Source organism: Pseudomonas sp. RG1 (assembly GCF_025910115.1).
Taxonomy (GTDB): Bacteria; Pseudomonadota; Gammaproteobacteria; order Pseudomonadales; family Pseudomonadaceae; genus Aquipseudomonas; species Aquipseudomonas atacamensis.
Genome location: NZ_JAPCIK010000050.1, coordinates 74,059 through 93,808 on the forward strand (window position 1 = coordinate 74,059; position 19,750 = coordinate 93,808).

Below are 19,750 nucleotides of genomic sequence, written 5' to 3' on the forward strand. Positions count from 1 at the left end.
CTTTTTGCGGGAAGGATTCCCAATGTCTTCAGGACGAAAACTGGCCTCTAAAGGAGGCCCGACCTCTACAGGTGGCGTGATACTTGAAGGAAATGAGAACCTCAATATCGAAGGAAGAATAATCGCTTCCATTGGACAACTCGCCAGTTGTCCGGTCTGTGGGCCTGGCAAAGGCCCCATCGTAGCAGTGGGTGAAAGAACGCTGATTTTACCTGCCGGACCAGCTGCGCTAGAGGGTGACTACGTCGCCTGCGGTTGTCCGCCTATGACCAATAAGCTGCTCACTCAGCAACACAGTGGTTTCGCAGGAATTGGCCGGCCCGCTCCAATTGACATGGGGCCACCGATTGCTGCCCTGACCTCTTATCGCTACTTGCAGGTCATCATCGAACGCCTTGATGACACGGAAAAGCCAGGTTGGGCTTACAAAATCAAGGACAAGGCGAAGGTTGCCGTTTTACAAGACAGCACTTGCAACCTCACAGGCGAAGGCTGCGAACACCCGGTAAAAAACGCTTCGGATTACGACACCCTGTTGGTAGGGGAAGATTCCGAATGGACTTTCTATGCCTATGAAGAGCCCCTGACACAGGATTTGTCATGAAATCGGAAATCAAACTCATCTTTAAAGACTTTCTGATGCAGCCACCGCCAGGCGTAAAATTTCAGCTGCTTATCGACGGTCAGGTCGTAGATGACAACATCGTTCAAAACGATGACAGGCCTCGCATTTATTCATTGATATCCAAAAACGGCCAGATCGCTATAACGCTCGCGGGCAAGGAACTACCGTCGATCAATACCCGAGACACCCACGAAGTGACGGTTCAGATTGTGGGGAACTCCGGTACAAAAAAAGGTATGCACACTGCTACGTTGAATCCAGGGAAGTCTCTTTCGATCGTAGCGATATCACCGTGGGTAAAAGTCCCGCTAACGACCAGCGGCGCTGTCTCGAACGACGCGTTCTACGAAGTCGAATATGGTGTGAAACGTACAAATGAAACCCGAACGGTGAAAGTCGTCATTCAGGACATGCCGCGCAGGATACTGATGGAGGCGCTGTCACACCGGGGATCAACACAGTGGGCAGGGAATAAAAGCAAAAAGTCGCTGCCACACCCTACTCTCAGGCAGAGCGTGGAATTTCCACCAAACACAAATAAATGCAATCTGTTCGTCTACGACGTGCTGACCGCAATTGGGGTCAACGTGGCGTTGATTGAACATGGCAAATCGAAATACCTGCCATATTTCTCCAAGGTTAGTCCTCCGCTTGCGGGTGAATGGGCGAATGGACAACGATTGCTCAATAGCTGGAAAGTCGAGCGCACGCCGTTGCCCGGGGACGTCGGCGCTTACGCAATGAATTATTCCGACGCCAGCGGCCATGTCGGCTTCGTTCTAACGAAGGGCGTATGCATTTCTGCAGGGTGGGAAAAAGTTGAAGTTAACGACGCAGGTTTTCGCCATGCGACCGGTAATGCAAATCCCAGCGACCATGACTTCACTATTTTCCGACGCTATAAACACAGCACGCCACAATGAAACGCCCTTATTCGCTCCTCCTCATAATTCCGTTTTTGCTCATCGTGGCATGGCGCATCTGGTTGCCTGCCGATCTTTCGGCTTGTCCCGCTGACGGGGAAACTGCAGGTCCACTGACCCTTGTTATTCGTGATTACTTTGAGCGCAATAACCGGACCGACTGGCGAGACATGGATGATCGTTTCGACATACTTTCAACCCCCGAAGGCCAGAGCATAGCGAGTCAACCGAATTCACACACTTGCGAAGCATTGCGGGTACTGCAGAGTCCGGCGTTCAGTCAGAGTGAAAAAATCTTCACCATGGCACTTATGTTCAGACTGCCAATCGACCAGTACATGGCCCTGATGGATCGCAGTCATCAACTCTACACGCAGGGCAAAATGGATAAGGAGGTGCTGACTCTGGTGGTATTTCCGCGCGGAACAGCCATCAACTACTGGTGGCTTCCGGCTTGGCGACAGCGTTTCAGTCGCGATGCGCCGAGCGTGCTCGACGCAAATCTGATCAACGATGTTCTTTCGGGACACTATTGGTTCGACTATCCCGGCGCAGGCTTCTGATTCTGCAAGCATGACATCCAATCCCAGCACCGCCCGCGAACTCATCCCGGGCGGTGCTTAGCCATGTCTTGCGCAATCTCAAGCGCACGGGCACACTCTGCGCACTTTCGTTATAAGATTACATAACAAAGTTTTCATTTTTCTCGGAGTTCGCCATGCGTCGTTTGCTGCTCGCTTTGCCGTTTGCCCTGTTGCCGCTGGCCGCTGCCCATGCGGTTGATGAGCACGATCACGATCATGAGCACGGCAGCCTCGGCGCTCACGAACATGGCGTGGGTCGGCTGAACGCCGCGCTCGACGGTCAGACCCTGGAGCTGGAGCTGGAAAGCCCGGCGATGAATCTGGTCGGTTTTGAACACGCCGCCACGTCGGATGCCGACAAGGCCAAAGTCGCTGCCGCTCGGGCGCAGCTGGAAAAACCATTGGCCCTGTTCAGTCTGCCCGCTGCGGCCGGTTGCAAGGTGGTCAGCCAGGAATTGGAAAGCCCGCTGTTCGGCGACAAGCCGGACGCCGATGATCACGACGAAGATGAAGCGGACAAGGACGGTCACGAGCATCACCACGACCACAGCGAAATCCATGCGCATTACCAATTCAGCTGCGCCACACCGGGCGCGCTGAGCACGCTGAACCTGACGAACATCTTCAAGACCTTCCCGGCGACGCAGAAGATTCAGGTACAACTGATCAGCGCGACCGGCCAGCAAGGTACCGAAGTGACGGCCAAGTCGGCTGCGCTGAAATTCTAGGATCCACCGAAATCCCCTGTGGGAGCGAGCCTGCTCGCGAAGGCGGCGTGTCAGTTGACATGTGGGTGTCTGACCCAGCGCTTTCGCGAGCAGGCTCGCTCCCACAGGGTTATGTGTTCACTTCATGAAAATCGGTGCCATGACCCAAGCACTCATCGAACTTTCCGACCTTGGCTTCAACTGGCCCGGTCACCCGCCGCTGCTGGAGATCCCGGCGTTTCGTCTGGAAGCCGGCGAAACCCTGTTCCTCAAAGGCCCCAGCGGCAGCGGCAAGACCACTCTGCTCGGCCTGCTCGGCGGAGTGCAGAAGCCCGGTCGCGGCAGCATTCGCCTGCTCGGCCAGGAGCTGACCGAGCTCTCTGCCGGCAAGCGCGATACGTTTCGCGTCGATCACACCGGTTACATTTTCCAGCAATTCAACCTGCTGCCGTTTCTCTCGGTGCGCGAGAACGTTGAGTTGCCGTGTCACTTCTCGAAACTGCGTGCGCAACGGGCGAAACAGCGCCACGGCAGCGTCGATCAGGCCGCCGCCACCCTGCTCGCGCACTTGGGTCTGAAAGACGAAAGCATCCTCAGCCGCCGCGCCGACTCCTTGTCGATCGGCCAGCAACAACGGGTCGCTGCCGCCCGCGCATTGATCGGCCAACCGGAACTGGTGATCGCCGACGAACCGACCTCGGCACTGGATTACGACGCCCGCGAGAACTTCATTCGCCTGCTGTTTGCCGAGTGCCGCGAGGCCGGATCAAGTCTGTTGTTCGTCAGCCATGACCAGAGCCTGGCGCCGCTGTTCGACCGTCATCTGTCTCTGGCCGAACTCAATCGCGCCGCCACGTCCGCCGAGGTCTGAGATGTATCTGTTTCGTCTGGCCATGGCCAGCCTGGCCAACCGCCGCTTCACCGCATTGCTCACCGCCTTCGCCATCGCCCTGTCGGTGTGCCTGCTGCTCGCCGTCGAGCGCGTGCGCACCGAAGCCAAGGCCAGTTTCGCCAGCACCATCAGCGGCACTGACCTGATCGTCGGTGCTCGTTCGGGGTCGGTAAACCTGCTGCTGTATTCGGTGTTCCGCATCGGCAACGCTACCAACAATATTCGCTGGGACAGCTTTGAACACTTCGCCAACAACCCGAAAGTGAAGTGGGCAATCCCCATGTCCCTGGGCGATTCCCATCGCGGCTATCGCGTGATGGGCACCACCGAAGCCTATTTCCAGCACTACCAGTACGGGCGCCAGCAACACTTGGCATTGGCCGACGGTCGCGCGTTTGCCACCGATCCTTTCGAAGTGGTGCTCGGTGCCGAAGTCGCCGAAGCGCTGCACTACAAGCTCGGCGACAAACTGGTACTGGCCCACGGCGTGGCGGCGATCAGCCTGGTCAAGCACGACGACAAACCCTTCACCGTGGTCGGCATCCTCCAGCGTACCGGCACCCCGGTGGACCGCACGTTGCACATCAGCCTCGGCGGCATGGAGGCGATCCACATCGACTGGCACAACGGTGTGCCGGCGCGCGGCAACGGGCGGATCAGCGCTGATCAGGCGCGCAACATGGACCTGACCCCGCAAGCGATCACCGCGTTCATGCTCGGCCTCAACAGCAAGATTTCCACCTTTGCCTTGCAGCGCGAGATCAACGAGTACCGTGGCGAACCGATGCTGGCGATCCTGCCGGGCGTGGCCTTGCAGGAATTGTGGAGCCTGATGAGTACGGCCGAGAAAGCCTTGTTCGTGGTCTCGCTGTTCGTTGTGCTGACAGGGCTGATCGGCATGCTCACGGCGATTCTCACCAGCCTCAACGAACGTCGCCGCGAGATGGCGATTCTGCGTTCGGTGGGCGCGCGGCCGTGGCACATCGCAAGTCTGCTGGTGCTGGAAGCTTTCGCCCTGGCGCTGACCGGGGTGATTGCCGGGCTGGCGCTGCTGTACATCGGCATCGCCGCTGCGCAAGGGTACGTGCAGGCCAATTACGGTTTGTACCTGCCGCTGGCATGGCCGAGCGAGTATGAATGGACGCTGCTCGGTGGCATTCTGGCGGCCGCGCTGCTGATGGGCAGCGTGCCGGCCTGGCGCGCGTATCGCCAATCCCTGGCCGATGGCCTGTCGATCCGTTTATGAGGATGTTCACCATGCCCCGCGCCCTGCTTGCGCTGCTGATGCTGGTCGCCCTGCCCGTGTGGGCGGCGGCGCCGAAAGACCTGACCTGGTCGGAAATGATCCCGCCGGACGCCGCGCCGGAAGTACCCAACATGACCCCGCTGCACGACCTGTCGAAGATGGGCGACGCACTCTCCGCCGAGTCCGCGCCGGCGGCCAAGCAAGACATGCCGAATGCGCCGGTAGTGAAGAGCCTCGACGGACAGAACATTCGCCTGCCCGGTTACATCGTGCCGCTGGAAGTCAGTGAAGAGGGGCGCACTACCGACTTTTTGCTGGTGCCGTATTTCGGCGCCTGCATCCACGTACCGCCACCGCCGTCGAACCAGATCGTCCATGTGAAAAGCGAACTGGGCGTGAAGCTTGATGAGCTGTATCAGCCGTACTGGGTTGAAGGACCGTTGCAGGTGAAAGCCTCGAGCAGTGAGCTGGCCGATGCCGGGTATCAGATGGAGGCGGAGAAGATTTATGCGTATGAACTGCCGGAGTAATTCCCGGTAGTTTTGTATTGGCTGGTCTATCGTCTTCGCGAGCAGGCTCGCTCCCACAGGTGATCACATTCCAAGGTGGGAGCGAGCCTGCTCGCGAATAGGCCTTCAAAGGTTTCACAGAAACCCAGCCCCTTCACTGTTTCATTGAGCTGAGTCAAAACACCGTATCAGACGGCTTCGTACCCTAGGACATCGAATTTTTATGTCCTTTTCGGAGCCCCCATGAACAAGTCCTTGCTCAGCGCCTCGCTGTTTGCCCTCGCGCTCGCAGCCCCGCTCGCCCACGCCCACGAAGCCGGTGACATCCTTGTGCGCGCCGGTGCGATCACCGTCAACCCGAAGGCCGACAGCTCCAGCGTCAAGGTCGATCAGGGTCCGCTGAGCGGCACCAATCTGGGCGGCAAGGCGACCATGAGCAGCGACACCCAACTGGGCCTGAACTTCGCCTACATGCTCACCAACAACATCGGTATCGAACTGCTGGCAGCCACGCCGTTCGAGCATGACGTCAAGCTCAAGGGCACCGCCCTGCCCGCCGCCAACGGCAAGCTCGGCACCCTGAAACACCTGCCGCCGACCCTCAGCGTCGTCTACTACCCGCTGGATTCGAAATCGGCCTTCCAGCCGTATGTGGGTGGTGGCATCAACTACACCTGGATCTACGACGAACACGTCGGCAGCGAAGCCAGCGCCAACGGTTTCAGCAACTTCAAGGCGAAAAACTCCTGGGGCCTGGCCTGGCAGGTCGGCGCCGACTACATGATCACCGACAACATCATGCTCAACGCCCAGGTGCGCTACATCGATATCGACACCCGCGCGACCGTCGAGAACAACGCCGTCGCCCCCGGCACCCGCGCACGGGTGAATGTGGATGTCGATCCGTTCATCTACATGGTCGGTCTGGGCTATAAGTTCTAAGCCGATTTTTTACTGAACGTTCACGTGGTGGTGAATGAGGCTTGGTGGCGGGCAGGCACAGACCTGACGAAGACCGTACGCAGTCGATCGGGGGACAATGTTCCCTCGCCACAGGAGTAGCGATATTCCGGCCGTGAAAAAGGCGCCTGTTGAAAGGCGCCTTTTTCATTTGGTGCTGAGTCATGTGGGGCGTTGGAGGCCCGGGCCCCTCACCCCAGCCCTCTCCCGGGGGAGAGGGAGCCGATTTGTGTGTTGTTCAAAACCTGAGTTCGACTGGGTATCGCAAGTCGGCGTACTTCTCACAAACACCTCAGTCAGTTCCCTCTCCCCTGGGAGAGGGCTAGGGTGAGGGGCTTCTCAGGAGCGCCCGAGCAAGCGCGCCAAGCCCACACTCATCGGCGTCTGCGGCGGCATTTCGAAGCGCTGCAGCAAGCGTCGGTTATCGGCTCGCGAATGGCGGATATCACCCGAACGCGCCGGCCCGTAACTCACGGGCGGCAGTTCACCGACCACTGATTTCAATGCTTCGAGCATCTGCTTCAGGCTCATCGCCTGATTCCAGCCAACATTGACCGCGCCTTCCTGTACATCAGGCTTTTCCAGCGCCTGCACCAGCAAATCGACCAGATCACCGACATAGAGGAAATCGCGAGTCTGCTCGCCATCGCCAAACACGGTGATCGGCAAACCCTTCGAGGCGCGCTCGCTGAAAATGCTGATCACCCCGGAATACGGCGAGGACGGATCCTGGCGTGGGCCGAAGATGTTGAAGAAGCGAAAAATTGCCGGTTCCAGGCCATGCTGGCGACGGTAGAAATCGAAGTACTGCTCACCGGCCAGTTTGTCCGAGGCATAGGGTGTCAGCGGCGCTTTTGGCGTGTCTTCATCAATCGACTCGCCCTCGCCATTGTTGCCGTACACCGCCGCGCTGGAGGCGTACACCACACGTTTGACCCCGGCCAGGCGCATGGCTTCGCAGACATTCAGGGTGCCAATGAAATTGCTCTGGTGGGTTTTCACCGGATCGTCCACCGAGGCCTGCACCGAGGCCACGGCCGCGAGATGCGCGACAGCGTTGCAGCCTTGCATGGTGCGGGCGACCAAAGCGGCATCAGCGACATCGCCGACCACCAGTTCAACCTTGGGATTGTCCAGCGGCAGGTTGCTGCGCTTGCCGGTCGACAGATCGTCAAGCACGCGTACCGCATAGCCCTTGGCGAGCAAGGCATCGGTCAGGTGCGAGCCGATGAATCCGGCGCCGCCAGTGATTAGAACCGTTCCTTCAGCCATGTCGATAGAACCTGTCCAGTAGACCCGGGAGCGCGGCACGCCAGGCGCGCGGCTTGATCCCGAAAGTGTGGAGAATTTTCTTGCAAGCCAGCACCGCGTGTTGCGGTTCTTCGGCGGCGTCCGGGCGCGCGGCGTGGGCCTGCGCGGTCGGTGCTTCGATCGCCAGCGGATGCAGGCTGCGTGCTTCGGTGAGAATCGCCTGGCCCAGCGCCAGCGGTGTGGTCGCTTCGTGGCCGGCGTAATGGTAAGTGCCCCACAGCGGCGCGGCGCAGTCGAGTTGCTTGAGCACGGAGATGATCACTCGCGCGGCGTCATCGACCGGAGTCGGATTACCGCGACGATCATCGGCCAGCAGCAACTCTTCGGGTTGTTCCGCACGGGCGAGGAAGCGCCCGAGGGTGCCGTCCGGACTGTCGTCGAGCAGCCAACCGAAACGCAGCAGCACATGTTGCGGGCAGGTCGCGCGCACGCTTTGCTCGATGCGCCATAAGGCCTGACCGCGCAGGCCCAGCGGCACCGGTTCGTCTTTTTCGCTGTAGGCCGTGGCCCGCGAGCCGTCGAACACGCGATAGCTCGACGGCTGCACGAGGACAATGTTGTGGTGCTGGCACAGTTCGGCCAGCCGCTCGATGGCGCGTTCCTGACCGCTCATGCGGCTTTCGCTGACGCTCTCGGCCTGGAACCAGTCGAAATAGTAGGCGAGGTTGATCAACGCATCGGGACGGGTGTCGTCGAGCAGTTGGGTGAGGCTCGCGGCATCCCAGCCGTTTTCGGGCGGGCGGGGGGCGAGGAAACCGATGTCTTCTTCCGCACCGAGGCGAATCAGCGCCTGCCCAAGGGCATTTCCGCCGCCCAGTAACATAAGGCGCATTCGCATAGAGTCAGCAGGCCCAGTCTGATTGGAACGATGGCTTTGGCGACGGTTCTCGTGGAACCGTCGTCGATAATTGCCGGAATCGTTGCATTTTGCGGGTTTAGTGCGCAACCGTCATCCGTAAAGTGTAGATGCGGGGATTTGTATCGCCCTCACTGGCGCTATCGCGAGCAGGCTCGCTCCCACAGGGGACCGGGTTCCAAGGTGGGAGCGAGCCTGCTCGCGAAGGCGTCCGAACGGTACTTGCATCTTCCCGCCCCCGCCCGCATAACTTCAGTCATGAATCTGCCCCTCCCCGCCACCAGTGCGCTGGCCGGCTTTCACCCCGCCGTCAGCGCCTGGTTCAACAAGACTTTCCCGGCGGTCACCGCCGCTCAGGCCCGTGCGTGGCCGTTGATCCGCCAGCGCCGGTCGACGCTGATCGCCGCGCCCACCGGCTCGGGCAAGACTCTGACCGCGTTCCTCGCTGTGCTCGATGAGCTTGTGCACCGAGGTCTTGAGCATCCTGACGGTTTGCCCGCCGAAACCCTGGTGGTCTATGTCTCGCCGTTGAAGGCACTGTCCAACGACATTCAGATCAACCTGCAGAATCCGCTCGCTGGCATTACCGCGCAATTGCGCGAAATGGGCCTGCCGGAGCTGACCATCACCACCGCCGTACGCACTGGCGACACGCCGCAGAAAGACCGCGCCGCCATGCGCAAGACCGCGCCGCACATTCTGGTCACCACCCCGGAATCGCTGTACGTGCTGCTCGGCTCAGAATCCGGGCGCAGGATGCTCGGCACCACGCGCACGGTGATCATTGACGAAATCCACGCCATGGCCGCCGGCAAGCGCGGCAGTCATCTGTCCTTGAGCCTCGAGCGTTTGCAAGCACTCTGCGCCGAACCGCTGACCCGCATCGGCCTGTCCGCCACGCAGAAGCCGGTAGAAGCCGTGGCGCAATTCCTGGTCGGTCACGATCGCCCCTGCGAAATCGTCGACATAGGCCACGCCCGTCCACGAGACCTCGGCATCGAAGTGCCGCCGGTGCCGCTGTCGGCAGTAATGGCCAACGATGTCTGGGAACTGGTGTACGAGCGCCTCGCCAAACTCGCCCGCGAGCACCGCACCACGCTGATTTTCGTCAACACCCGACGCCTTGCCGAGCGCCTCAGCCGGCATCTGAGCGAACGCCTCGGCAAGCAGGCCGTGGCGGCGCACCATGGCAGCCTGGCCAAGGAGTTTCGCCTCGACGCCGAACAACGGCTCAAGCGCGGCGAGCTGCAGGTGCTGATCGCCACGGCATCACTTGAACTGGGCATCGATATCGGTGAAGTCGACCTGGTCTGCCAGATCAGTTCGCCGCGTTCGATTGCTGCGTTTCTGCAAAGGGTTGGCCGTTCCGGACATCAGGTCGGCGGCACGCCCAAGGGGCGTTTGTTCGCCACCACCCGCGACGACCTGATCGAGTGCGCCGCCCTGCTCGACTGCGTGCGCCGGGGCGAGCTCGATACGCTGCAGATTCCGGAAAAGCCGCTGGACGTGCTGGCGCAGCAGATCATTGCCGAGGTCAGTAGCCAGGAATGGTCGGAGGACGCGTTGCTGGCGATGTTCCGCCGAGCCTGGCCGTATCGCGACCTCGATGAAAAACACTATCAGGCCCTGCTGAGCATGCTCGCCGAGGGTTACAACGGCCGCCAAGGCATCCGCAGCGCCTACCTGCACCGCGATGCCGTCAGTCGCACCTTGCGTGGCCGGCGTGGCGCGCAACTGACCGCCGTGACCAGTGGCGGCACCATCCCGGACAACGCCGACTACAGCGTGCTGCTGGAACCCCAGGGCTTGAACATCGGCAGCGTCAACGAAGATTTCGCCGTGGAAAGTATCGCCGGCGACGTGTTCCAGCTCGGCAATACCTCGTATCGCATCCTGCGGGTAGAAAGCGGCAAAGTGCGGGTCGAGGATGCGCAGGGCATGCCGCCGACCATTCCGTTCTGGCTCGGCGAAGCGCCGGGGCGCAGTGATGAACTGTCGGCGGCAGTCGCGCGCCTGCAAGCGCAGCTGGATGAGCTGCTCAGCGCCAGCCCCGGCAATCTGCAACCGGCGCTCGACTGGCTGACCACCACACTCGGCCTCAACCTCGCCAGCGCCGAGCAACTGGTCGAATATCTGGCGCGCGCACGGCAAACCCTCGGCGCCCTGCCCTCGCAGGACACGCTGTTGATGGAGCGGTTTTTCGACGAGTCCGGCGGCACCCAACTGATCATTCACACGCCGTTCGGCAGCCGCATCAACCGCGCCTGGGGCCTGGCCCTGCGCAAGCGTTTCTGTCGCACCTTCAACTTCGAATTGCAGGCCGCCGCCAGCGAAGACGCGATCGTGCTGTCGCTGTCCACCAGTCACAGCTTCGAGCTCGACGAAGTCTGGCGTTACCTGCACAGCAACAGCGCTGAACACACGCTCATTCAAGCCGTGCTTGATGCTCCGTTGTTCGGCGTGCGCTGGCGCTGGAATGCCGGGGTGGCGCTGGCGTTGCCGCGCTTCACCGGCGGGCGCAAAGTCGCTCCGCAACTGCAACGGATGAAGAGCGAAGACCTCATCGCCAGCGTCTTCCCCGACCAGATCGCCTGCCTGGAAAACCTCGCCGGCGAGCGCGAAGTCCCCGAACATCCGCTGGTGGAACAGACCCTCGACGATTGCCTGCACGAAGCGATGGACAGCGAAGGCTGGCTGACCCTGCTGCGGCGCATGGAGCGTGGCGAGGTGCGCCTGATCGCCCGTGATCTGCCTGCTCCGTCACCACTGGCGGCAGAAATCCTCAGCGCCCGGCCGTACACGTTTCTCGACGACGCGCCGCTGGAGGAACGCCGCACGCAAGCGGTGATCAATCGACGCTGGAGCGATCCGCAGTCGACCGATGATCTCGGCGCGCTGGACGCCGATGCGATCACCGCAGTGCGCGAAGAAGCCTGGCCGTCGCCCAATTCCATGGACGAAATGCACGAAGCGCTGATGAGCCTCGCCTGCATCAGCGACGCCGAAGCCCGCGCCAACGCGGGTTGGCCGGACTGGCTGCAAACGCTGATGGCCAGCGGCCGCGCCTGCCTGTTGCAGATCGATGCCGAGCATCAGTTATGGCTGGCCCGCGAACGCTTGAGTTGCCTACAAGCACTTTATCCACAGGCGACGTTGGCAAGCGCAGCAGTCGCGCTGCCCGGATTCGACGATACGTGGGCATTCGATGAGGCGCTGGTCGAAGTGATCCGCGCCCGCCTCGGCGCCTTTGGGCCAATCCCGTTGCCCGCCATTGCCGAGCCGCTCGCCCTGCCAGTTGCGCAAGTCAATCAGGCCCTCGCGCAACTGGAACGCGAAGGCTATGTGTTGCGCGGCCAGTTCACGCCGAACAGCGGGATTGAAGAATGGTGCGAACGCCATCTGCTGGCGCGCATCCATCGCTACACAGTCAAGCGCCTGCGCCGGGAAATCGAACCGGTGGCATTGCAGGACTTCATGCGTTTTCTGTTCGACTGGCAGCATCTGACGCCGGCCACCCAAGGTCAGGGCAGTGCGGTGCTGCCGGCGATTGTCGGCCAGTTCGAAGGCTACCCGGCGGCAGCTTCGGCGTGGGACAGCGACATCCTGCCGGCGCGCCTCAAGGACTATTCGCCGAGCTGGCTGGACGAACTGTGCCGCAACGGCAAACTGGTGTGGACGCGCATCAATGCGCGGCAGAAGGTCAGCGGCTCGGCATTGCGCAGTACACCGATTGTGCTGCTGCCGCGTAGCCAGGTGGGTTTGTGGAGTGCATTGGCGGAACGAACGCCAGTGAGCGAGTTATCGCCGAAAACACAGAAAGTCTTTGAGGCGCTGAGTCAGCATGGCGCGCTGTTTTTCGATGAGTTGATTCATGAAGCGCGCCTGCTGCGCAGCGAACTGGAAATCGCCCTGCAGGAACTGGTCGCCGCAGGTTTGGTGAACGCCGACAGCTTCGCCGGCTTGCGTGCGCTAATCACTCCTGCAAGCAAGCGCCAGCAGCGCAGCAGTCGACGCGGACGCGGGGCGTTTATCGGCGGCATGGACGATGCCGGGCGCTGGGCATTACTGCGCCGGGGTTCGTCAGCCGATGCCGCCGAGACACTCGAACACGTCGCCATGACCCTGCTGCGCCGCTACGGCGTGGTGTTCTGGCGTCTGCTGGAACGCGAAGCGGACTGGTTGCCGAGCTGGCGGGAATTGCTGCGCACCTTTCATCGTCTGGAGGCGCGGGGCGAGATTCGTGGCGGGCGGTTTGTCAGTGGTCTGGCTGGCGAGCAGTTTGCCTTGCCCGAAGCCATTCCCTTGCTGCGCGAAGTACGCCGACGCCCGCAGGACGGCAGCCTGGTGGCGGTGTGTGGGGTTGATCCGCTGAATCTGGCCGGGACGTTGTTGCCCGGGGTGAAAGTGCCGGCGCTGGTGAGCAATCGGCTGGTGTATCGCGATGGGGTGGCGGTGGCGGCGGTGATTGCCGGCAAGCAGCAGGTTTGGGTAGAGCTGGATCCGATAGCCATGGGACAACTGCATGCCAAGCTGATCCGGCATTGAGAGTGTTCGCACCGGCGTCTTCGCGAGCAGGCTCGCTCCCACAGTTCAATCCCGTTTCCCCTGTGGGAGCGAGCCTGCTCGCGAATGGCCGGCCCTCCACCCCAAAATTATGCTTCAGGTCCGCGACTCCTGCGGCACCTCACCCGCAACCACCGCCCCCTCCTCCTGCCGCTTCGGCAACAGAACCTGCTGTGGATAAGTCTGCGCAAAATGCACATTCGGTGTGTTATCCACAAGCTTCTTCAAGCGCTGGTTGAACGCGCGGCTCACCGCATATTGCCCACCGGACACCGTGCGGAATTGCGCCGTCAACACCACGCCGTTGAGATCCATTTTGTCCACGCCAAACACATCCAGCGGCCCTTGCAGGTTGTACTTGAGGAACGGATCTTCGCGGATCGAATCGCCGGCCTCGCGGATCAGCTCGATGGCTCTGTCGACATCGGTGTCGTAAGTGAACTGCACCGAGAAAAATGCGAAGGCGAACTGGCGCGATTGGTTGGTCACAGCCTTGATCTGGCCGAACGGCACCGAGTGCACAAAGCCTTTGCCATCACGCAGGCGCAGGGTGCGGATGGTCAAACCTTCCACGGTGCCGGCGTGGCCGGAATCAAGCACCACCCAGTCGCCGATCGACAGGGTGTCTTCGATGATGATGAACAGCCCGGTGATGACGTCCTGCACCAATTGCTGCGAACCGAAACCGATCGCCAGACCGACCACGCCCGCACCGGCCAGTAGCGGCGCGACGTTGATGCCGAGGTTGGCCATGGTGGTAATCGCGCAGATCACCACGAGGATGATTTTGATCGCGTTGCGCAGCAGCGGCAGGATGGTTTTTACCCGCGTGCTCGGCTGGCGTGCCGCGCGTTTGCTCAGCGGCGGTTTCAGCGCTTCCTGAATCGCCGTGTCGAGCACCACCCACAGCAGCCACGTCACCAGGAAGATCAGACCGATGCTGCTCAAGGCATTGCTGATCGCCCGGCCGACCGTGCTGCTCTGGGCGAAATCGAGCAGCGACACGCCCCAGATCCGCCCGAGAATATCGATGAACACAATCGCCATGACGATCCGCAGCAACGCATGCAACAGGCTGAGAAAACGTTCCTTGTAGGCACTGCTGCGCTGGATCGCCTCGGCCTTGCGTGATTTGAACAGGTGCTGCAACACCGTGCTGAGAAACACCGTGGCGATCAGCAGCACGGTAGTGAACAAGGCGCAGCGCAGGGCTTTCTGATTGTCCTCGCCGATGCCGATCAGGCTGACTGCCGAGACCAGCACCATCAGCACGATCGGCCAGTACCACAGCCCGGAAAATATCCGCAGCGACTCCTGCAGCGACGGTTGTTTCAAACGCTGAGTGAGCGGGCGATTGCGGATCAGATGCGCCACGGGCCGGCGCAGGCGAATCACCAGCAAACCGAAGATGACCGAGGCGATCAGCCCGGTGAACACGGCGATGCTGCTGGTGATATTGCCGCCCAATTGTCGGGCGATCTGCGGGCTGGTCAGGGCATCGCTGAGGGCGGCGAGAAAGCCGATCAGGAACAGCGGGCGCGGGCAGTATTCACGGATGATTCGCGCGGCGGCGCGCTTGTGGCCGACGTTGAACATCACCACCACGCACAACAACATCGACGTGGAAAAAATGCCGCTGCTGGTGGCATAGGCCAGACACAGCGCCAGCGCGCGGCCCACCGAAGCTTGCAGAAAATGGCTGACATACAGTGTCAGCGGCAGGCAGATCAGCGCCGGCACGGTGTAAGGCAGCACGTAGCCGAGCAGATCCTGACTGCGCTGGCGGGTGCGCAACCAGCGGCCCTCACGCAGACGCTTGGCCAACAGACTGCCGAGCACGGTGAGCAGGGCGAAACTGCCCAGCCAGACTCCCGACAACGTGAGGAAATCCCCGGCCACGCTCCAGCCCGAGCGGTTTGACGGTTGCTTGACCAGCCGATCGACCTCATCCGCCGCGCGGTCGGCGCGCAGCCGCCAGGCATCGACCAGGTGTTCGTTGAGGTCGAGTTTTTCCTGCACATCGTCGATGCTCGTACTGATCGCCCCAAGCAGACCGCCCTGCACCAGCGGTTCCGGTTCGGCAGGTTTTTCCGCCGTATCGGCGGCAGCCGGAACGCCCGGTAGCGCGGCGGCTTGCGATGCGTTGACGCCGAAGCACAGCAGCGCTCCCAGCAGAATGGCGATCCTGAAATTGCGCAAAGCTTCGATCTCCCGTGGCTGACCCTGGTAAGGAACTGATCGGTAATTGCGCGGCAAGTTCAAGAGCCCCCTCACCCCAGCCCTCTCCCCCAGGAGAGGGAGCCGACCGAGTTGCCTGACCAAAATCACCACCTGCACGTCTTGAGTCGAACTCAAGTCCTGAACACCATGCAGATCTGCTCCCTTCACAGTCGTACGCGATTTCAGGAGGCATGAAGATCTGCTCCCTTCCCCCTCGCCCCCTTGGGGGAGAGGGTTGGGGTGAGGGGGTAAGCTCTTGATCTTCGCTTCACCCGCGACCGTCCGTAACACCACCGAAACTTTCCCGCCCCCGCCGCAGTCATCACAGAACATCGGCAACACGAGGACTTTCTACGGGAGGATGGGATGGCGACGATTCACATCGGTATTTCAGGCTGGCGCTACGCCCCGTGGCGCGGGGATTTCTACCCGAAGGGACTGGCGCAGAAGCGCGAATTGCAGTTCGCCTCCCGCGCGGTCAACAGCATCGAAATCAATGGATCGTTCTACGCCCTGCAACGCCCTGAACGTTACGCCCAGTGGTACGCCGAAACCCCTGATGACTTCGTGTTCAGCGTCAAGGCGCCGCGCTTCATCACCCACGTGCGCCGCTTGCGCGAAATCGAAAAACCGCTGGCGAATTTCTTTGCCTCGGGCGTGCTGGAGCTGAAGGAAAAACTCGGGCCGATCCTCTGGCAGTTTCCGCCAAACTTCAAATTCGACGCCGAGCGTTTCGACCAGTTTCTCGCGCAGCTGCCCCACGACACCCAAGCCGCAGCCGCCCTCGCCCGCCAGCACGATTCGCATCTGCCCGGCCACGCCAGCGTCAAAGCCTGGCGCAAGAAGCCACTGCGCCATGCCGTGGAAATCCGCCATGAAAGTTTCATCGACCCGGAGTTCGTACGCCTGCTCAAGCGCCATAACGTGGCTCTGGTGGTCGCCGACACCGCCGGCAAATGGCCGTACCGCGAAGACCTCACCAGCGACTTTGTCTACCTGCGTTTGCATGGCGCCGAAGAGCTCTACGCCAGCGGCTATTCCGAACAAGCGCTCAAGCGCTGGGCCGAGCGCATCGACGCCTGGCATCACGGTAAACAGCCAGAGGACGCCCACCTGATAGCGCCACGCCTGAAACCCCGCGCCCGCAAATCCCGCGAAGTATTCTGCTACTTTGACAACGACATCAAAGTCCGCGCGCCCTACGACGCACGCAACCTCTTGCAGCACTTCGACCTCGATAAAGACCTCGCCACGACTCCCGGGCAAGTTGCCGCAGAAGGAGTTCTGTCATGAGTATTCCCGAACCGGTCGGTTTCACCGACGAAGGCTCCGTGGTTGCGCCCTCGGTGCGCACCTTCACCGTACTGACGGTCAACACCCACAAGGGCTTCACCGCGCTGAACCGGCGTTTCATTCTGCCGGAGCTGCGTGAAGCGGTGCGCAGTGTCGCCGCCGACGTGGTGTTTCTGCAGGAAGTCCACGGCACGCACGAGCAGCATCCGAAACGCTACGACAACTGGCCGACGATGCCGCAATACGAGTTTCTCGCCGACAGCCTCTGGCCGCAGTTCGCCTACGGGCGCAACGCCGTGTACCCGGCGGGCGATCACGGCAATGCGCTGTTGTCGAAATTCCAGATCATCCGCCACGACAACCTCGACGTGTCGATCAGCGGCCATGAGAACCGCGGCCTGTTGCATTGCGTGCTGCGCCTGCCTGGCGACGGCACCGAAGTGCACGCGATCTGCGTGCATCTGGGCCTGCGCGAGAGCCACCGCAATGCGCAACTGGATCTGCTGATGCAACGTCTCGCCGAATTGCCCGCCGATGCCCCAGTGATCGTCGCTGGCGATTTCAACGACTGGCGCCAGCGTGCCGATGCGCAGCTCAAGCCCTGTGGCCTGCGCGAAGTGTTCGCCGAGCAGTACGGCAAGCCCGCGCGCAGTTTTCCCGCGCGGTTGCCAGCGCTACGACTCGACCGCATCTACGTACGCAACCTCAAGGCCAGCCGGCCAAAAGTATTGACCAACCGGCCCTGGTCACACCTTTCCGACCACGCACCGTTATCGGTGGAGATTGAACTATGAACAGTGCGCCACTGGAAAAATCTGCCGTCGACCCGGTCCCGCTGAACCCGCCCGTGCGCGAGCCCGGCCACGTTGACGTCGAGTATCAATGGCACAGCAACAACCGCGTAGAGCTGCTGGAGAACGGCGAGGAATATTTCCCCCGCGTGTTCGAAGCGATGCGCGCAGCCAAGAGCGAAATCCTGCTGGAGACCTTCATCGTTTTCGAAGACAAGGTCGGTGCCGAGTTGCAGCAAATCCTCATCGAAGCCGCCCAGCGTGGCGTGCGCACCACGGTCAGCCTCGACGGCTTCGGCTGTGGCGAGCTGAGCACCGGCTATCTGTCGGCCTTGAGCGATGCCGGCGTGCACTTGCAAATCTTCGATCCGGCGCCCAAGCACCTCGGCATTCGCACCAACTGGTTCCGCCGCTTGCACCGCAAGATCGTGGTGGTCGATGGTTTGATCGCGTTCATTGGCGGGATCAATTTTTCCGGCGATCACCTGGCCGATTTCGGCCCTGAAGCCAAGCAGGATTACTCGGTGGAGATCCAGGGCCCGGTGGTCGCCGATATCCATCACTTCGCCCTGTTGCAAAGCGGTCGTCCCGGACGCGCGCGGTTCTGGTGGCAGCGCCGGCGCCAGCGTCTGGAGGAAATGGCCTTCACCGACCACGACGGCCAGGTGCGCCTGGTGTTCCGCGATAACGATCAACACAACACCGATATCGAAGACGTGTATTTGCAGGTGCTGCGCAAGGCCAAGCGCCGGGTAATCATCGCCAACGCCTACTTCTTCCCCGGTTACCGGTTGCTGCGTGAAATCCGCAACGCCGCCCGCCGCGGCGTCGATGTGCGGCTGATTCTGCAAGGCCAGCCGGACATGCTCGTAGCCAAACTGGCAGCGCGCATGACCTACGATTATCTGCTGCGCGCCGGCGTGCAGATTCACGAATACTGCCAGCGCCCGCTGCACGGCAAGGTCGCGCTGGTCGACGAAGACTGGAGCACCGTCGGCTCGAGCAATCTCGACCCGCTGAGCCTGTCGCTGAATCTGGAAGCCAACGTGCTGATCCGCGACCGCGCGTTCAATCAGCACCTGTACGAGCGCCTCGAAGACCTCAGCCAGAACCACTGCAAAGCCATGGACGCCAAGCTGTTGCCGCGTGGGCGCATCTGGCACATGACCGTGGGCTTTCTGGTGTTCCACTTCCTGCGGCACTTCCCGGCCATGGCCGGTTGGCTGCCGGCGCATAAACCGCGTCTGAAGCCTTTCCGAGGTGCGCGTCCATGAGTCATTCCGAAGTCCATTCTGATACCCATTCGGCACAAGCGGCGCCGTCGAAATGGAGCCGCTGGAAACGTCCGCTGACCATCCTGTTTTTCCTCGCGCTGATCGTCCTGCTGACGATGTTCGCCACCCGCATCGAATGGGCCGAGGTGCTGGAGACCCTCGCCGATTTCAAGGTGCGCACGCTGATCATCGCCGCCAGCCTGACGTTGCTGAGCTTTCTGGTGTACGCCAGTTTCGACCTGATTGGCCGCACTTACATTCGTCAGGATCTGACCTGGAAGCAGATCCTGCCGGTGGGCATCATCAGCTACGCCTTCAACCTCAATCTCAGCGCCTGGGTCGGCGGCATCGCCATGCGCTATCGCCTGTATTCGCGGCTGGGCGTAAGCAAAGGCAACATCGCCAAGATTCTTGGCCTGAGCCTGGCGACCAACTGGTTCGGCTACATGACCATCGCTGGCGTAGTGTTCAGCAGCGGTCTGGTGAGTATGCCGCCGGGGTGGAAACTCAGCAGTTCGGCCTTGCAACTGGTCGGGGTGTTATTGCTGCTGGTCAGTGCCGGCTATCTGGCGGCGTGTCAGTTTTCCAAGCGCCGCGAGTGGTCGATACGCGGCGTGGAAATCAATTTGCCGTCGCTGCGCATGGCGGTGCTGCAGTTGCTTTTGGGCGCGTTGAACTGGTCGCTGATGGCGGCGGTGATCTTCACTCTGCTGCCAAGCAAACTGGATTATCCGCTGGTGCTCGGCGTGCTGTTGATCAGCGCGATTGCCGGGGTCATCACGCACATTCCGGCGGGGCTGGGTGTGCTGGAAGCTGTGTTTGTGGCCCTGCTACAGCACGAGGCATCGCGCGGCAGTCTGGTCGCGGGATTGCTGGCGTATCGGGCGATCTATTTTCTGCTGCCGCTGTTGATTACGGTGGTGATGTATCTGGTGGTGGAAGCCAAGGCCAAGGCGTTGCGGATCGAGAAGAAACCTTCCTGACCATGCATTGCTG

16 protein-coding genes are annotated in these 19,750 nt (G+C 61.3%); 13 read left to right on the forward strand and 3 right to left on the reverse strand.

All coding sequences use genetic code 11. The features are described from left to right. Positions 1-22: 22 nt before the first annotated feature. From OK411_RS24905 to OK411_RS24940, 8 genes are all read left to right on the forward strand, one after another. Positions 23-604, forward strand: a complete 582-nt coding sequence (locus OK411_RS24905; protein ID WP_225914395.1) for a PAAR domain-containing protein — start codon at positions 23-25, stop codon at positions 602-604. Next, entirely contained in the window at positions 601-1,548 is a 948-nt protein-coding gene (locus tag OK411_RS24910) for a CHAP domain-containing protein (protein ID WP_264365833.1), read from the forward strand. The genes OK411_RS24905 and OK411_RS24910 overlap by 4 nt, the downstream gene beginning before the upstream one ends. Continuing rightward, a complete protein-coding gene (locus OK411_RS24915) occupies positions 1,545-2,111 on the forward strand; it encodes a hypothetical protein (RefSeq protein WP_038860944.1) in 567 nt (188 codons plus the stop codon). Before OK411_RS24910 ends, OK411_RS24915 begins: the two co-directional genes overlap by 4 nt. Before the next feature lie 155 nt (positions 2,112-2,266). After that, the gene (locus OK411_RS24920) at positions 2,267-2,860 is read left to right on the forward strand and encodes a DUF2796 domain-containing protein (RefSeq protein ID WP_056790744.1); all 594 of its coding nucleotides are present in this window, start codon (positions 2,267-2,269) and stop codon (positions 2,858-2,860) included. Positions 2,861-2,999: 139 nt separating this feature from the next. After that, positions 3,000-3,710, forward strand: coding sequence for an ABC transporter ATP-binding protein (locus OK411_RS24925; RefSeq protein ID WP_110603835.1), 711 nt, complete (start codon positions 3,000-3,002; stop codon positions 3,708-3,710). A gap of 1 nt (position 3,711) precedes the next feature. Further along, a complete protein-coding gene (locus tag OK411_RS24930; RefSeq protein ID WP_122747507.1) occupies positions 3,712-4,977 on the forward strand; it encodes an ABC transporter permease in 1,266 nt (421 codons plus the stop codon). An 11-nt stretch (positions 4,978-4,988) separates the two neighbouring features. After that, positions 4,989-5,507 carry a DUF3299 domain-containing protein gene (locus OK411_RS24935; protein WP_024014502.1) on the forward strand — a complete coding sequence of 173 codons (519 nt, stop codon included), beginning with the start codon at positions 4,989-4,991 and terminating at the stop codon, positions 5,505-5,507. A 222-nt stretch (positions 5,508-5,729) separates the two neighbouring features. Next, the gene (locus OK411_RS24940; RefSeq protein ID WP_016772968.1) at positions 5,730-6,428 is read left to right on the forward strand and encodes an OmpW/AlkL family protein; all 699 of its coding nucleotides are present in this window, start codon (positions 5,730-5,732) and stop codon (positions 6,426-6,428) included. A gap of 357 nt (positions 6,429-6,785) precedes the next feature. Here OK411_RS24940 and OK411_RS24945 read toward each other — a convergent pair whose 3' ends face one another. Both OK411_RS24945 and OK411_RS24950 read right to left on the reverse strand, forming a co-directional pair. Further along, positions 6,786-7,718, reverse strand: coding sequence for an NAD-dependent epimerase/dehydratase family protein (locus OK411_RS24945; protein ID WP_264365834.1), 933 nt, complete (start codon positions 7,716-7,718; stop codon positions 6,786-6,788). After that, on the reverse strand, positions 7,711-8,595 hold the full coding sequence (locus OK411_RS24950) for a sugar nucleotide-binding protein (RefSeq protein ID WP_038860943.1): 885 nt from the start codon (positions 8,593-8,595) through the stop codon (positions 7,711-7,713). The genes OK411_RS24945 and OK411_RS24950 overlap by 8 nt, the downstream gene beginning before the upstream one ends. Positions 8,596-8,871: 276 nt before the next feature. Between OK411_RS24950 and OK411_RS24955 the strand changes: the two genes are divergently transcribed. Next, the gene (locus OK411_RS24955; RefSeq protein WP_264365835.1) at positions 8,872-13,158 is read left to right on the forward strand and encodes a DEAD/DEAH box helicase; all 4,287 of its coding nucleotides are present in this window, start codon (positions 8,872-8,874) and stop codon (positions 13,156-13,158) included. Positions 13,159-13,272: 114 nt separating this feature from the next. Here OK411_RS24955 and OK411_RS24960 read toward each other — a convergent pair whose 3' ends face one another. Next, on the reverse strand, positions 13,273-15,375 hold the full coding sequence (locus OK411_RS24960) for a mechanosensitive ion channel family protein (RefSeq protein WP_243241571.1): 2,103 nt from the start codon (positions 15,373-15,375) through the stop codon (positions 13,273-13,275). A 387-nt stretch (positions 15,376-15,762) separates the two neighbouring features. Between OK411_RS24960 and OK411_RS24965 the strand changes: the two genes are divergently transcribed. The 4 genes from OK411_RS24965 to OK411_RS24980 are packed head-to-tail and all read left to right on the forward strand — an operon-like array spanning position 15,763 to position 19,737. Continuing rightward, positions 15,763-16,689: a DUF72 domain-containing protein gene (locus tag OK411_RS24965; protein ID WP_110603734.1), complete on the forward strand. Its 927-nt coding sequence runs from the start codon at positions 15,763-15,765 to the stop codon at positions 16,687-16,689. Then, complete coding sequence (locus OK411_RS24970) at positions 16,686-17,483, forward strand: endonuclease/exonuclease/phosphatase family protein (RefSeq protein WP_056790768.1); 798 nt, start codon at positions 16,686-16,688, stop codon at positions 17,481-17,483. The genes OK411_RS24965 and OK411_RS24970 overlap by 4 nt, the downstream gene beginning before the upstream one ends. Further along, on the forward strand, positions 17,480-18,754 hold the full coding sequence (gene clsB / locus OK411_RS24975; protein WP_264365836.1) for a cardiolipin synthase ClsB: 1,275 nt from the start codon (positions 17,480-17,482) through the stop codon (positions 18,752-18,754). Before OK411_RS24970 ends, clsB begins: the two co-directional genes overlap by 4 nt. Then, entirely contained in the window at positions 18,751-19,737 is a 987-nt protein-coding gene (locus OK411_RS24980; protein WP_264365837.1) for a lysylphosphatidylglycerol synthase domain-containing protein, read from the forward strand. Before clsB ends, OK411_RS24980 begins: the two co-directional genes overlap by 4 nt. The last annotated feature ends 13 nt before the right edge of the window (positions 19,738-19,750 follow it).

What these genes read in the sequence shown, in the direction of transcription:
- OK411_RS24905 (WP_225914395.1), top strand. Translation starts at nt 23, where the DNA reads ATGTCTTCAGGACGAAAACTGGCCTCTAAAGGAGGCCCGACCTCTACA.
- OK411_RS24910 (WP_264365833.1), top strand. Translation starts at nt 601, where the DNA reads ATGAAATCGGAAATCAAACTCATCTTTAAAGACTTTCTGATGCAGCCA.
- OK411_RS24915 (WP_038860944.1), top strand. Translation starts at nt 1,545, where the DNA reads ATGAAACGCCCTTATTCGCTCCTCCTCATAATTCCGTTTTTGCTCATC.
- OK411_RS24920 (WP_056790744.1), top strand. Translation starts at nt 2,267, where the DNA reads ATGCGTCGTTTGCTGCTCGCTTTGCCGTTTGCCCTGTTGCCGCTGGCC.
- OK411_RS24925 (WP_110603835.1), top strand. Translation starts at nt 3,000, where the DNA reads ATGACCCAAGCACTCATCGAACTTTCCGACCTTGGCTTCAACTGGCCC.
- OK411_RS24930 (WP_122747507.1), top strand. Translation starts at nt 3,712, where the DNA reads ATGTATCTGTTTCGTCTGGCCATGGCCAGCCTGGCCAACCGCCGCTTC.
- OK411_RS24935 (WP_024014502.1), top strand. Translation starts at nt 4,989, where the DNA reads ATGCCCCGCGCCCTGCTTGCGCTGCTGATGCTGGTCGCCCTGCCCGTG.
- OK411_RS24940 (WP_016772968.1), top strand. Translation starts at nt 5,730, where the DNA reads ATGAACAAGTCCTTGCTCAGCGCCTCGCTGTTTGCCCTCGCGCTCGCA.
- OK411_RS24945 (WP_264365834.1), bottom strand. Translation starts at nt 7,718, where the DNA reads ATGGCTGAAGGAACGGTTCTAATCACTGGCGGCGCCGGATTCATCGGC.
- OK411_RS24950 (WP_038860943.1), bottom strand. Translation starts at nt 8,595, where the DNA reads ATGCGAATGCGCCTTATGTTACTGGGCGGCGGAAATGCCCTTGGGCAG.
- OK411_RS24955 (WP_264365835.1), top strand. Translation starts at nt 8,872, where the DNA reads ATGAATCTGCCCCTCCCCGCCACCAGTGCGCTGGCCGGCTTTCACCCC.
- OK411_RS24965 (WP_110603734.1), top strand. Translation starts at nt 15,763, where the DNA reads ATGGCGACGATTCACATCGGTATTTCAGGCTGGCGCTACGCCCCGTGG.
- OK411_RS24970 (WP_056790768.1), top strand. Translation starts at nt 16,686, where the DNA reads ATGAGTATTCCCGAACCGGTCGGTTTCACCGACGAAGGCTCCGTGGTT.
- clsB (WP_264365836.1), top strand. Translation starts at nt 17,480, where the DNA reads ATGAACAGTGCGCCACTGGAAAAATCTGCCGTCGACCCGGTCCCGCTG.
- OK411_RS24980 (WP_264365837.1), top strand. Translation starts at nt 18,751, where the DNA reads ATGAGTCATTCCGAAGTCCATTCTGATACCCATTCGGCACAAGCGGCG.